The organism is Providencia sp. PROV004, assembly GCF_011045615.1.
In the GTDB taxonomy this organism is placed as follows: domain Bacteria; phylum Pseudomonadota; class Gammaproteobacteria; order Enterobacterales; family Enterobacteriaceae; genus Providencia; species Providencia rettgeri.
The window spans coordinates 473,025-485,832 of the sequence record NZ_CP042859.1 but is presented as its reverse complement, the minus strand read 5'-3'; the positions used below and the strand labels follow the sequence as shown (position 1 = coordinate 485,832).

Genomic DNA, 12,808 nt, shown 5'->3' with positions numbered 1-12,808 from the left:
TTTTGGTCTTAAACTCTGATGAACTCAAATCAAACCTATTTATAATACACCCTCATAATATATTTAATAACAAAATGAAATTTTTATGTCAGAAGAAGAAGATTATGATGGTTCAGACGATGAGCTAGCACCTATGGTAGATGGATTAAGTGGAACACTCTGTATAATAATACTTGTTTCTATGGTTTTCATTTTTAGTGGCATGAAATCTGTCGAGCAATATATTAACTACAGTGAATTACGTTTTGAAAAAGTACAATTAGACTTAAAAAATAAACTTCTCAGTTTTAAGGGGGGTATTCATCTTTCGAATGATGAAACTAAGCTATTAAGTAAAGAATTTAAAGATAGCCCTGGGAATAAAATCATACTGAGTGGTTATATTGATAAAAAAATAAGTGGTAGTAAGGAGAAAAACACATATAACTTACTTTATGTAACATCGTTAATTAAAAGCCTTGGAATCAATAAAGAAATTGTTCTACAACAAGGAACAAGTGAACATTGCCCAGGGTGGAATTCATGTATCTATTGGGATTATAAATAAATGTATTATATTGGATTACTTTTTTATGCAGTGACCTTTCTTGCTTTTTTCTTCATACAAGCAGTACAAGAAATAGTTCAGCAATGCCTTTCATTAGCACCAGAGATAAGTTATACCATGATTGGTATTTATATTTATCCATTAATTATTTTTTTGTGCCACAAAATATTTAAAAAAAATCAGTTAAGTCATTATGTTTTTCTGTCGAATCAGACCAAACTCTCCGCATCCGTTTCTGTTTCCTTAGGACTAATCGGTACCTTTATCGGATTGACAGGAATGATCACCGCTATTTCTGCATCATTATCTGGTGACGGAGATGTTTCTGAAAAAATGAATGCCATGATTTCATCTATATCTATGGCACTTAACTCAATGTCCTTTGCATTCTTAACCTCTATCCTTGGGGTTTCTGTTTCCGTTTTACTCTTAGTAAGTTTGAATTTCTTTAATTTTTTCTATCAAAAAGAAAATAAGAAATCTAAGGCAAAAACATCAACAATACACACCGAAGAATTAAATAAAATTCAAGAAACACTTTCAAACTTACAGGATGTCAATATCAATATCGCACAGAAAATCGTGTCTATTCCTGAAAATAATGAATTAACAAACCAAATCACTACGCATCTCTTAACCTTATCTACGACAGCACAAGAAAATTTAACTGTTTTACGATCAATCAAAAATGCAGATGATGACTGGAAAATAAAATTAAACGCTTATTTATTAAAAGAAAAAGTCAATAGAAAAGCTGACAATGAGAAAATATCAGCAGAAATATCAAAGATTAATCAAACCATTAAATGGCTAAAAGAAAAAACAATTGAAAGTCGAAAAAAACTATTAACCTTATTATCGATGGAGTAAAAAATGAGAACTATCCCCCTAGCGTTATGTTTATTTGCACCTTTATTATTACCTAATTATAGTTTTGCAACTGAAAAAGTTGAAAGCTTTCAATCCTTTATTAATCGTGTATTAGAAAACTCTAATCCTATCAAAGTGAAAGTATTAGAATTAGAAGCAGAAGGTTATCGAGCTAAACAAACTGATTATTTTTATCTTCCTAAAGTATCAGCATCAAGTAAAATTAAAAATAGTGATAACAGTATTAATAGTAATATCACTGCAACTTCAATGGTATATGATAGCACATTACGTCATCGATTTAATGAAAAAAACCTAAAACTACAGGTATCAGAACTTTCTCTGAACAAAGAAAAAGACGATCTTTATAGCGCTATCACCAACAATCTTATTGGTATCCATTACCTTAGTGAACTAACAAAAACGACGGAAATTTTAAATAACAATGCAAAAAATATTTTTAGTTCAATTAATCGTCGCTATAAAAGCGGAGTTGCTAAATCTAGTGATGTAGAGCAAGCTTCATTATTAATGCAACGTATTGAAACAGAAAGAACAAATATAGAAAAAGAAATTGAACAATATAAATCAAATATTGAGCTTGCCTCTGGGATATCATTTCCGAAAGATGGCGTACTAGTTCCACCAGCTCTACTCAAAAATTTAAAATCGACGATTATTGATAGCGAGAATATTCAACAAAATATCGAATATAATATATTGAAAATGCAAGCGGATTCGATGAAAGAAAGTGCGTATCAACAAAATTCTTTCATTAACGTTAATCTAATCGCAGAAGAACGATATCTTGATCAAACGAGAAACCGTAATGAATCCTATATCGGTATGGAGATGAAATTAAATATTTTTGATATGGATAAAAAACTCACTGAGTTATCACAATTTAAATCATATGAAGCAGCAAAAGAAAAAGCTGATTATAAATATAAAGAATCAACTGCAAAAATTAAAAATCTAAAGCTCATTGCTAATTCAAATGCGACTGAATTAGCTGGCTTACAAGAGCAACGAAATATCATGCATTCTATTATTAAAAGTCAGCAACGTGAATATGAAATATCGCAGTCCTCTTTCTATGAAATGGTTAATACTTTATTTGACATGTTAACTATTGAAAAGCGCATTACAGAAATTATGATAGCAGATATGAAAAACAAAATGGAATATGTCCAATTAATTGGGAAGCTAGCCAAAATTGAAACGCCATCTTCATAAATTAAATCAGATATATAATAAGTTTATTTATTCATTTAAAATATTATATCAAAAACCGAATAAATTAGCGCTAATTACTAAAGAGCTATACCGAATACCTAAAAAAGTAAAAATTCTTTTTGGTATCACGTCGCTATTTATTGGTTATATCTTGTTAGCTGAAATTGAAGTCTCTTCCCCCGGAGAAGGTATTATCTCTGGGGTATCTAATCGATTAGAAATCGTGAGTCCAGCATCTGGCTTCATTAATCAATTTAGTATCAAAACCGGAGACAAAGTAGAAAAAGACCAAATTTTGTTTTCATATACGAATATAGATGTATTGCATCAAGAAAGAACACTAACAAATCTTGTTGAGTTTGCCAGTGAGCGTATTGAAGAGCTAGAAGATAATAAAATTTTATTAAATAAGATCCTTGATGGAAGTATTAGTAATGAATCTGAATATTTTTCGATTGCAAAAAATTTGAAAAGTAAAACACTAAGTGCATACCGAGAACTATATGGCTATATTTTGTTAGGTATGGAAATTACTAGCTTACGAGCTCAATATATTGCACAAATTAAAGAGTCTGCTGAATTAGAAAACCAAATTAACATTTTGAAGAAAAAAGGAAGTTTATTATCCACCGCACGAGCTCCTGAAATTGAAAAATTGAATAATAATTCTGAAATCAGTAGAACTATGTCACTGATTACAACAGGTGAATTGAATGGTCAGAGGATACTTAGAGAAATTGCATTATCTGAAAAAAAATATACCGCACGCCTTATTGGTGAAATACAAGAAAATGAAGATCAACTTAATCGCTTAAAAAAGGAGAAACTAGAAAATAGCGGACAAATGGAGTTACTAAGAAATAAAATCAGGGCTAATAGCGTATTATCCCCCATAGATGGAGTTGTTCTAAGTATAGAGAAAGACTTAGAAAAAGGTTCTTACGTTGAAGCCTCAAACTTAGTGATGGTAATTAAAAAACAGCAAAATAGCCGAGTTGTTGAAGGTAAAATATTGGCAAAATATCGTCCTTTTATCTCTCCTCAGCTACCTGTAAAAATAGTTGTGAACTCTCCCGGGTTTAAAAAAATTATTCGCGGTAAGGTCACCAAAATTAGTGCCGATTCTTTTACTGATCGTGAAAGGATGGGCCAAGAGCGCTTTTATTCGGTACAAGTGACTCCAGAACAAGATACTATTATTTCCGCTGACCATGATGGCTTGCCGGTTATGATCTATATATCAAGTAAAAAAATATCTGTTCTTAATTATTTAACCGCTCTAATTAGCGATAATATTACATTTAACGTTTGGTGATTATATGTTGGGTTTTATTTCAGCATTATCGGCAGCCGTCGCAACCATGACATTGTTGATGGCTGTATTACTTGCGAATGTATTAGCAAGTGCAATGGAAGTAGAAAAAAATAAAGACAAAGCTCTTTTAACGGGAATTAAAGAAAAAAATACGGATGAAACTGAGGAATTCAATAATAAAAATATCATGGCCAAGTCATTAACCTTTAGTCGTGAAGTTTTACAAGTTCTTGATAATAAAAAAGTCAAATCTGTAGATATTTACTGCACCTACGGTAATAATATTTCCTTTGATTCCGCAATGACATATACCGTCTATAATACGATATTAATTAAACGAAACACGCCTAATGCTTCGATTAAAGCACTAAAGCCTGTCGAAGATAATGTGGGAGTTAATGCCTGCTTCCTAAAAGGTGAGGAATATGAAAGCAAGTAATTTTCATGATATTATTAATCAATACTTTAAAATATTAGGAGAGCCTTTTACGACTCCGGCGATCTCGTATGATAATAAATATATTCTAAATAACATCAATGAATTTATTGATAATGATTTTTTCACTTATCAATATATTCCCATCATTGATTTCAGTGAAAAAAAACTACCATTACTCTTTATTATGGAAATAACAGATGGAAAATATATTATTATCAAAAATCAAAGTGGTCAGCTGACCAACTTAACAACCGATCTAACCATAACACCGCAACTCATTGAAAGTAAAAATTTATTTTCATTTTCATCTAATGAGAAAACACTTAATGAAGATAGTATATACCAATCACTAATCAAACTAACACCAAAGTCTAGTTTATTTTCGTTACCTTTAATTGTATTTGCGCTACTACTTCCATTATATTCAAATCTCTTTAATTCTCGGTTAGTTTATAGCGAATCTGTAAGCTCTTTATTGTATATCAGTTTTATTTTTATTGTCGTCATTGGCTTAGAGTTTTTCATCAAACACATTATTCATGAACAAAATATAAAAAAAATAAAGTTTAATATCAGTATTTTTAATCGTTATTTTGTTAACCTATTAAAACAATCTAGCTGTAAAAGTGCCTCAATTAAGGTAAGAACAGCAGAAGCGTCAATCTTACAGATATGGGAAATTAAACCTCAAATTATTTATGATATTGGGTTAGCCATTTTATTTTCATTTTGTATTATTGGCATGTTAGGTTTTTATTCATTATTGCTATTGAGCTATTATGCTGGGCTTATCTTTTTATGTCTGCATGTCCGCTTTCTTTCCTACAAAAATATGCTGAGAGCTAATACCTTAAACTATGAAAAATCAGCCATGTACTATTCATTAGAACAAAAAAAACATGAACTTTGTTTTGCCAAAGATGATCATTTTAAGCAGTACATCAGTATAAAAACCAATGAAGATGAAAAAATAAAATTAAAGCTAAGCGAGGCCAATCACCATTGGATGGAAATTATCAAAGTAAATACGTTTTTATCCATGATAGTAATGTACATAGCCAGCTATTTGGCTATCGGTGAAGGGAGTTTAAGCTTAGCTTCCGTAATTGCCGTAATGATCATTAATGGTCGACTTTCTGGTGCAATCACAAGTGCGATTAATCGCATATTTATAGTAAAAACGCACCTATTTCATATCAAATCCAGTATTGATCAGTTAAAAAACAATCCGATTATTCATTTCAAAGTAGATGGCATAACAACAGATTCAATAACACATTTTAGTGCAAAAAATCTTAGCGTTAGTATTCATGGTAAAACGATTATTAACCAGCTCAATATTGAAGCCAAACCCGGTGATGTCATCGGTATTACGGGCATTTCAGGAGTAGGAAAGACATCATTAATGAAAGCCTTATGTGGAACTTCAGAATACTCATCAGGGGATATTACAATCAATGGTATTGGTATCGATGAAATTTCCCAACCCTTTCTAACCGAAAAAATTGCCTACCATAATGGTATTTCAGCATTCATTCATGGCAGCATTCGTGACAATTTTAATTTTTACGGTGTATTCGATAGCAGTATCATTGTTCGACTAACCAAATTATGTTGCCCGAATTTACTGATAAGTAAAGAAACATTAGACGATACACTCGTCACTGACATCGCCGCCTCTACCGGGGAAAAACAAAAGTTACAGCTCGTCCTTGCTCTATTAAAACAACCTGACATGCTATTTTTAGATGAATCAACATCATTTATGGCAACCTCTGATGCACTCTCATTCTTACAATTAATGAAACAAGAGTTTAAATTAAACAAATCAATTATTTTCTTTTCTACTCACGACTTAGGGTTAGCCTCATTTTTTACAGCACATATTGAATTATCATCGGGTCACGCTAAACGCATTAACTCCCCACAGCATCACAATGAAATTGTTATTCCTAAAATTAGCTTGAGCTAATAAAGCAAAACGCCCACTTAATTGTGGGCGCTTTGCTTAAGTTTTCATTCAATGAATTTAACTTTGGTGTGTTTTTATGAACCGTATTACAAGAACATAAAGAACACCATACCAACAATTGCCCCTGTCGTGCCAAGAATAGTTTCCATTACCGTCCATGTTTTTAACGTTTGTGCTTCTGTCGCACCCGTAAACTTGCCATATAGCCAGAAACCAGAGTCATTCACATGGCTTAAGATCAATGAACCGCCAGAGATACAAATCGCTAAAGCCGCCAGCTGTGCTCCTGAGTAACCTAACTCACTGATAACTGGGAGTACTAAGCCTACTGCAGTTAAACATGCAACCGTTGCAGAGCCTTGAATAACACGTACTGCTCCTGCTAATACAAAGCAAGCAACCGCAATCGGTAAACCAGCACCAATTAAAGAATCACCTAGCGCAGGGCCAACACCTGAATCCACTAAAATTTGTTTAAATACGCCACCAGCACCCGTTACCAGTAAAATGATCCCAGCGGGTTGAATCGCTGCAGAACAAATCGCCATGACTTTTTCTTTATCCATACCATAACGGAAACCTAGGCCATAAATCGCCAGTAAACACGCTAACAGTAATGCGGTGAAAGGGTGACCGATAAACTCTAACCAATGCTCAAGCGTGGTTCCTTTTTCAACTAAATGTGTTCCGATGGTTTTTAAACCCACTAATACCAATGGGAAAAGCACTAAACACAAGCTAAATCCAAAGCTTGGCATTCTGCCATGTTCTGTATTTGGCGCTTGATAATCCGCTGGAATATCAATATGAACAAAGTTACTGATAAATTTACCAAATAAAGGTCCCGCTAAAATCATGCCAGGGATAGCAGCACATAGCCCAATTAAAATCATCCAGCCATAGTCTGCACCCATTTGTGATGCAACCAACATTGGTGTTGGCCCCGGTAATAAGAACGCAGCCGCAGCGGCAACCCCTGCAAATAATGGGATAGCAAGGCGAACAACGTTATGGCCAGTGCGGTTCGCTACCGCAAACACCACACCGATTAACAAAACAATCGCCACATCAAAGAAGAGTGGTAGAGCACAAATCAACCCTGCGACACCCACTGCATAATGCGCATTTTTTTCACCAAACAGATTCAGTAGCTTATTCGCAATCTGATCTAAAGCACCTGTTTCATGCAGAATTTTACCGAACATTGCTCCGAGAGCGACTACGATAGCAAGGAATCCTAAGGTTCCCGCCATTCCTTTTTGCATGGTTTCAGTGATCTGTTGTACTGGCATACCTGAAAACAAACCCGCACCAATAGAAACGATCATGAGCGCGACAAATGCGTGTAAACGAGCATACATCACTAAAAAGAGCAGTAAAACGACCGAGCCAACCGCCGTCAGCACGAGCGTTAACGTGCTTAATGTTTCTGGGGTATTCATTAGTTATCTCCAGCGACAATCTTACGAATAGTAGAACACGTATTTTCAATCACGTTTTCTAAGGATGGGCGAATATCAACAACCTGCACATCAGGTTCATCCGCGCCAGGTTCTTGCAAGGCATCAAATTGCGATTTCAGCATTTCAGGTTTAAAGAAATGCCCTTTACGTGCTTTCAATCTTTCTTCAATAACAACCGCATCACCTTTTAGGTAAATAAAATAGAGGTTGTGGTTCCCCTCTCTTAAGATATCTCGATAGCTTTTTTTCAATGCGGAGCTCACCACCAGAGATACCCTATTTGTTCTTTGCATTGCAAAAATGGCATTGTTCAATGCAACTAACCAAGGTTTACGGTCATCATCATTTAATGCATGACCCGATGCCATTTTTAAAATATTTGATTTAGGGTGAAGAAAGTCACCATCAAGGAAGGCAGCTTGCAGTTGCTGTGCGACACCTGTGGCAACAGCAGACTTACCACTACCCGATACCCCCATTAGTACAAATGTATAGTTTTGTTTTTGGGTATCATTCATAGGAAACTCCTCAGATATTCACTATTGTCCTGGCTTTAGTTAAAAACCGGCATTTGTTACCGGTAACAAGTTACGGGTAACATTATCATCAGTGAGGATTTATTTAGCAATAAAATTGGCCAAGAAAAAAGCAGAACTGTGATAGTTATCGCAATAATATAGAGGGTGCCAAGATATGAGTTTTTAATAATTTGAAGTTCAACAAATAAAGCTATCGTAAATAATTCACACTACGGCGCGAAGTATGACGGATAAAGCTACCCGAAATAATTTGAATTAATAACTCGCATTATAGCTTGCTCTTTATCCTAAATAATTCGTGTTGTAGCTAGACGCCAATCGAGCTAACCTCTGGGAGCATACACAAGTATGTGACTAGAGTTAGCAAGTGCGGGCAACGACGCTACGGCGCGAAGTATGACGGATAAAATTAGATACTTTCGCCAGTGAGGAGACTAAACCCCACATCAAAATGCGTCTCGACAAGCTTCTTACCAGACATTCTCGCCAACAAAACTTCCGCCGCCTTGCGCCCCATTTGGTCCCTTGGCGTCAAAATACTTGCCAGTTTTGGCGTCATCACTTGCCCTACGTCATGGCCATGAAAACCTGAAATAGCAAGGTCTTGTGGGATTTGAATCCCTAGACGTTGACACTCAAAAATCGCCCCTATCGCCAAGTCATCATTGGTACAAAATAAACCGTCGGTATCTGGGTATTTAGCGCGGCAATCGTGCAGTAGTTGGGCACCTAGCGAATATGACGAGCTCGCTTGTGTCATCACATTACGAGGCTCAAGATTTGCATCGAGCATGGCCTGCTCATAACCCTTTAAACGAATAAAAGTACGCTCATCATGCCTTGCCCCTAAATACACAACTTTACGGCAGCCACGCTCAATCATCGCCTGGGTCATTTGGCGGGAAGCTTCAAAGTTATCGATACCCACTGCGATATCTAGGCAAGGTGAAACGCTATCCATAATCTCAACAACGGGGATCCCCGCAGTTTTCAGCATACGTAACGTGCGTTCAGTATGTGTTCGTTCGGCTAAAATCACACCATCAATATTATAAGAAAGTAGCGAGGTCAGCCGCTCTTCTTCTTTTTCTGCTAAATAACCATAGTGAGCGAGCATGGTTTGGTAACCATGACGGTCCGTCACTGCTTCAATTCCACGGATCACTTCGGCAAAAACTTGGTTTGTTAAAGATGGGAGCAATACCCCAATGGCATGGCTGGTTGAATTCGATAAAATATCGGGCGCCTTATTTGGAATATACCCGGAAGCCTCCACCGCCTGAGCAATTTTATCGCGCAAAGCTTCTGAAACCTGCTCTGGGTTTCGTAAAAAACGGCTCACCGTCATTTTTGTAACGCCAACTTGGTCGGCAACATCCTGCAGAGAAGGTCTTTTTTTCTTCATAAGTTCAAAGCGATATCCAATTCGTTAACGATAACTATGTTCTGCTATCTATTAATGGATAGCAATCTTTGTTACTGATTTACATCACATAAACATCGAATTTTCTGAGCACGGCAACTTTTATAGTTGACTCTCTATCATGACTCCGCTAATTTTCGCGTTATATAATTATTATTATAACGAAGCAATAAAATTAGTTTATGGCAATCAATCGTAGGCAGTTCCTTAAATCCAGTGCAGCACTGGCTATTTTTTACAGCTTGCCGAGCTTTGCACAAACTCGCCTAGCCGTCGAAGCGGCCATATTTGGAAAACTCCCAGCACCAGAAAATATTCACCGAGTCATCAGTTCAGGTCCTCCTTCCGACTTACTGATGTTCGCATTAGCTCCTGAAAAGATGGTGGGTTTCGCCTCTATTTCGCTGAAAAAAGGGCAAACCGGCCTTTTTGCACCACAATGGCTTGAGCTACCTGTTTATGGCCGCTTAGCAGGCCGTGGGAGCACCCTTTCTCTTGAGCAACTGCTGTCTTATAGCCCAGATTTGATCATTGATACCGGAAACATTGACGAAACTTATCGCTCACAAGCGGAAAAGGTCGCCAAACAAACTCATGTACCTTATTTATTAATCGCCGGCGGGTTAAAAGATTCACCTCAACAACTTACACAACTAGGTGAAATATTAGGCGTTATCCCGCAGGCTCAAACATTGAGCCAACTCGCTCAACGCTATATTAATGATGCCACTTTATTTGCCAATCAAAACCAACAAAAATCGCTGAGTTTTTACCTTGCAAGAGGAGCAAAAGGTTTAGAAACTGGCGCTAAAGGCTCAATTCATACTGAAGCGATTGAAATACTCGGGTTACGTAATGTGGTTGATATTCCTAATTTCCATGGTCTGACTACGGTTTCTATGGAGCAATTATATCAATGGAACCCTGACATCATTATAACTCAATATGACGAATCCATTGAATTAATGACAAATTCCGCATTATGGAGAGGCCTTGATGCCATTGCCAACAACCAATTATTACTATTTAGTGGCATGCCATTTGGTTGGTTAGATGGGCCTCCAGGGGTTAACCGCCTATTGGGAATGAGACGCCTACAAAGCCATTTTGATAAAAATATTGCTGCGAATATTAAGCATGATATCGCTGAGTTTTTTACTCATTTCTACCATTCATCATTAACGGCACAGCAAGTTGAGTTGCTCATGGAAAAATCATGAATGATGTACTGAGACAAGGGAGAAGATCCTTTTTATTAATCATCATTTTATTAATAAGTTTTATTATCGCCTTAATAAGTGGTAAGTACTCACTTACATTCAATGAGCTTTATCATCTATTTGTCAGCCAGTTATCTTCTCATAGCGAGTTGAGCAACCCGCGCCATGAAACTATTTTCTGGCAAATACGATTTCCTCGCACGTTAGCCGCTATTGTCATTGGTGGAGGTCTGGCTATTGCAGGAGCGGCTTACCAAGGTATGTTCCGTAACCCATTAGTTTCCCCTGATATTTTAGGCGTTTCCGCCGGTGCTGGCGTGGGTGCTGTTATCGGTATTTTCTTTGGCCAATCCTTATTTTACATTCAACTGAGCGCATTTATTGGTGGGCTAATCACCGTCTCCTTAGTCTGTTTTATTGCTCGATTAGCGCGGCAGCATGATCCTGTTTTATCCTTGGTGCTGGTCGGTGTTGCCATCAGTGCACTATGTGGTTCTGCCATCTCCTTAATGAAAATTCTTGCCGATCCCTACACTCAACTGCCTTCCATCACATTTTGGTTGTTAGGTGGATTGTCATCGATTACCCAAGCTGACCTAGTCTCCGTGTTACCGATGATGGTTATCGGTATTATTCCGTTATTATTATTACGCTGGCGAATGAATTTACTCAGTTTATCGGATGAAGAAGCCAAAAGCCTTGGGATCAATGTCAGTTTAACTCGTGCTATCTTCATTGTTTGTGCCACTTTACTCACGGCAAGTGCGGTTTCTATTGCGGGAATTATTGGCTGGATAGGCTTGATTGTGCCACATATCACTCGAATGATAGTGGGCGCTAACTTTCGCTATCAGCTCCCTGCATCACTGGCAATTGGTGCTATTTTATTACTCATTACAGATACCTTAGCACGGACTATTGCGGCAATTGAATTACCCATAGGCATTTTAACCTCCGCAATTGGCGCCCCCTTCTTTTTGGCTATTTTGTTACAGACAAGGCGGGTGAAATGAGTATTTTGTCTTTGCAAGAGGTCGCTATTGGTTATCATGACATATCAATCATTGATGGTATAAATCTTTCGTTACCTAAAGGTGAGATTAGCTGCTTATTAGGCGCCAACGGCTGCGGTAAAACCACGTTAATGAAAACTTTACTGGGACTATTACCGGCAATTAAAGGTAAGGTATGGCTCAATGGGCAAGAGATTAAGAACCTTAAACCACGCGAAATCGCCAAAACTGTCGCCTATGTTCCCCAAGCTCATGATACCCCCTTTACCTTCACGGTACTTGATATGGTTATGATGGGCTTAACACCGCATATTTCATTATTTTCGGTTCCTAAAGAAACAGAAAAAAATTTAGCCTATCAACAACTCAAGCATCTGAATATCTCACATTTAGCATCACGCCTATACAGCACGCTTAGTGGAGGAGAAAAGCAATTAGTATTGATAGCAAGGGCTTTAATACAAAAACCATTACTTCTAATTATGGATGAACCTGCCGCTAGCCTTGATTTTGGTAATCAAATTCGCCTACTTGAGCAAATAGAAAAATTAAAATCTCGCGGTATGACAATTTTGATGTCAACTCACCATCCACAGCATGCCGCTGCTATCGCTGATAATGTTATTTTGCTCGATAAGCACCACAAAGCAAGGCAAGGATTATCTAAATGTATGTTAACACTTACTAACTTAGCAGCCCTCTATAATGTGGATAAACATAGCATTCAATCTCACTTTCAGTTTCCATCAGCGTTTTCTAGTTAAGGTCAGA

12 protein-coding genes are annotated in these 12,808 nt (G+C 36.9%); 9 read left to right on the top strand and 3 right to left on the bottom strand.

Going from position 1 to position 12,808, the window contains the following annotated elements; all coding sequences use genetic code 11:
- Positions 1-85: 85 nt before the first annotated feature.
- The 6 genes from FVA69_RS02125 to FVA69_RS02100 are packed head-to-tail and all read left to right on the top strand — an operon-like array spanning position 86 to position 6,379.
- Positions 86-547: a hypothetical protein gene (locus FVA69_RS02125; RefSeq protein ID WP_164528326.1), complete on the top strand. Its 462-nt coding sequence runs from the start codon at positions 86-88 to the stop codon at positions 545-547.
- Positions 548-1,417 (top strand): hypothetical protein, encoded by an 870-nt coding sequence (locus FVA69_RS02120; protein ID WP_164528325.1) that lies wholly within the window; start codon positions 548-550, stop codon positions 1,415-1,417.
- 3 nt (positions 1,418-1,420) lie between these two features.
- Positions 1,421-2,653 carry a TolC family protein gene (locus FVA69_RS02115; protein ID WP_164528324.1) on the top strand — a complete coding sequence of 411 codons (1,233 nt, stop codon included), beginning with the start codon at positions 1,421-1,423 and terminating at the stop codon, positions 2,651-2,653.
- A complete protein-coding gene (locus FVA69_RS21590; RefSeq protein WP_239466024.1) occupies positions 2,634-3,968 on the top strand; it encodes an HlyD family efflux transporter periplasmic adaptor subunit in 1,335 nt (444 codons plus the stop codon). The genes FVA69_RS02115 and FVA69_RS21590 overlap by 20 nt, the downstream gene beginning before the upstream one ends.
- 4 nt (positions 3,969-3,972) lie before the next feature.
- Positions 3,973-4,407, top strand: coding sequence for a hypothetical protein (locus FVA69_RS02105; protein WP_109913059.1), 435 nt, complete (start codon positions 3,973-3,975; stop codon positions 4,405-4,407).
- On the top strand, positions 4,394-6,379 hold the full coding sequence (locus tag FVA69_RS02100; RefSeq protein WP_164528323.1) for an ATP-binding cassette domain-containing protein: 1,986 nt from the start codon (positions 4,394-4,396) through the stop codon (positions 6,377-6,379). The genes FVA69_RS02105 and FVA69_RS02100 overlap by 14 nt, the downstream gene beginning before the upstream one ends.
- Before the next feature lie 86 nt (positions 6,380-6,465).
- Here the strand turns inward: FVA69_RS02100 and gntU are convergent, their stop codons facing one another.
- The 3 genes from gntU to gntR all read right to left on the bottom strand — a co-directional run bounded on the left by gntU (position 6,466) and on the right by gntR (position 9,786).
- Positions 6,466-7,821: a gluconate transporter gene (gene gntU, locus FVA69_RS02095; RefSeq protein ID WP_004915184.1), complete on the bottom strand. Its 1,356-nt coding sequence runs from the start codon at positions 7,819-7,821 to the stop codon at positions 6,466-6,468.
- Positions 7,821-8,360 carry a gluconokinase gene (gntK, locus tag FVA69_RS02090; RefSeq protein ID WP_004915186.1) on the bottom strand — a complete coding sequence of 180 codons (540 nt, stop codon included), beginning with the start codon at positions 8,358-8,360 and terminating at the stop codon, positions 7,821-7,823. The genes gntU and gntK overlap by 1 nt, the downstream gene beginning before the upstream one ends.
- 430 nt (positions 8,361-8,790) lie before the next feature.
- Positions 8,791-9,786, bottom strand: coding sequence for a gluconate operon transcriptional repressor GntR (gene gntR, locus FVA69_RS02085; protein ID WP_109913062.1), 996 nt, complete (start codon positions 9,784-9,786; stop codon positions 8,791-8,793).
- Positions 9,787-9,986: 200 nt separating this feature from the next.
- Between gntR and FVA69_RS02080 the strand changes: the two genes are divergently transcribed.
- The 3 genes from FVA69_RS02080 to FVA69_RS02070 are packed head-to-tail and all read left to right on the top strand — an operon-like array spanning position 9,987 to position 12,801.
- The gene (locus FVA69_RS02080) at positions 9,987-11,024 is read left to right on the top strand and encodes an ABC transporter substrate-binding protein (protein ID WP_164528322.1); all 1,038 of its coding nucleotides are present in this window, start codon (positions 9,987-9,989) and stop codon (positions 11,022-11,024) included.
- Positions 11,021-12,037, top strand: a complete 1,017-nt coding sequence (locus FVA69_RS02075; RefSeq protein ID WP_109913064.1) for a FecCD family ABC transporter permease — start codon at positions 11,021-11,023, stop codon at positions 12,035-12,037. Before FVA69_RS02080 ends, FVA69_RS02075 begins: the two co-directional genes overlap by 4 nt.
- A complete protein-coding gene (locus FVA69_RS02070) occupies positions 12,034-12,801 on the top strand; it encodes an ABC transporter ATP-binding protein (RefSeq protein ID WP_164528321.1) in 768 nt (255 codons plus the stop codon). The genes FVA69_RS02075 and FVA69_RS02070 overlap by 4 nt, the downstream gene beginning before the upstream one ends.
- Positions 12,802-12,808: the final 7 nt, after the last annotated feature.

Excerpts from the sequence above, each read along its gene's own strand:
- FVA69_RS02125 (WP_164528326.1), top strand. The coding sequence starts at position 86 with ATGTCAGAAGAAGAAGATTATGATGGTTCAGACGATGAGCTAGCACCT.
- FVA69_RS02120 (WP_164528325.1), top strand. The coding sequence starts at position 548 with ATGTATTATATTGGATTACTTTTTTATGCAGTGACCTTTCTTGCTTTT.
- FVA69_RS02115 (WP_164528324.1), top strand. The coding sequence starts at position 1,421 with ATGAGAACTATCCCCCTAGCGTTATGTTTATTTGCACCTTTATTATTA.
- FVA69_RS02105 (WP_109913059.1), top strand. The coding sequence starts at position 3,973 with ATGTTGGGTTTTATTTCAGCATTATCGGCAGCCGTCGCAACCATGACA.
- FVA69_RS02100 (WP_164528323.1), top strand. The coding sequence starts at position 4,394 with ATGAAAGCAAGTAATTTTCATGATATTATTAATCAATACTTTAAAATA.
- gntU (WP_004915184.1), bottom strand. The coding sequence starts at position 7,821 with ATGAATACCCCAGAAACATTAAGCACGTTAACGCTCGTGCTGACGGCG.
- gntK (WP_004915186.1), bottom strand. The coding sequence starts at position 8,360 with ATGAATGATACCCAAAAACAAAACTATACATTTGTACTAATGGGGGTA.
- gntR (WP_109913062.1), bottom strand. The coding sequence starts at position 9,786 with ATGAAGAAAAAAAGACCTTCTCTGCAGGATGTTGCCGACCAAGTTGGC.
- FVA69_RS02080 (WP_164528322.1), top strand. The coding sequence starts at position 9,987 with ATGGCAATCAATCGTAGGCAGTTCCTTAAATCCAGTGCAGCACTGGCT.
- FVA69_RS02075 (WP_109913064.1), top strand. The coding sequence starts at position 11,021 with ATGAATGATGTACTGAGACAAGGGAGAAGATCCTTTTTATTAATCATC.
- FVA69_RS02070 (WP_164528321.1), top strand. The coding sequence starts at position 12,034 with ATGAGTATTTTGTCTTTGCAAGAGGTCGCTATTGGTTATCATGACATA.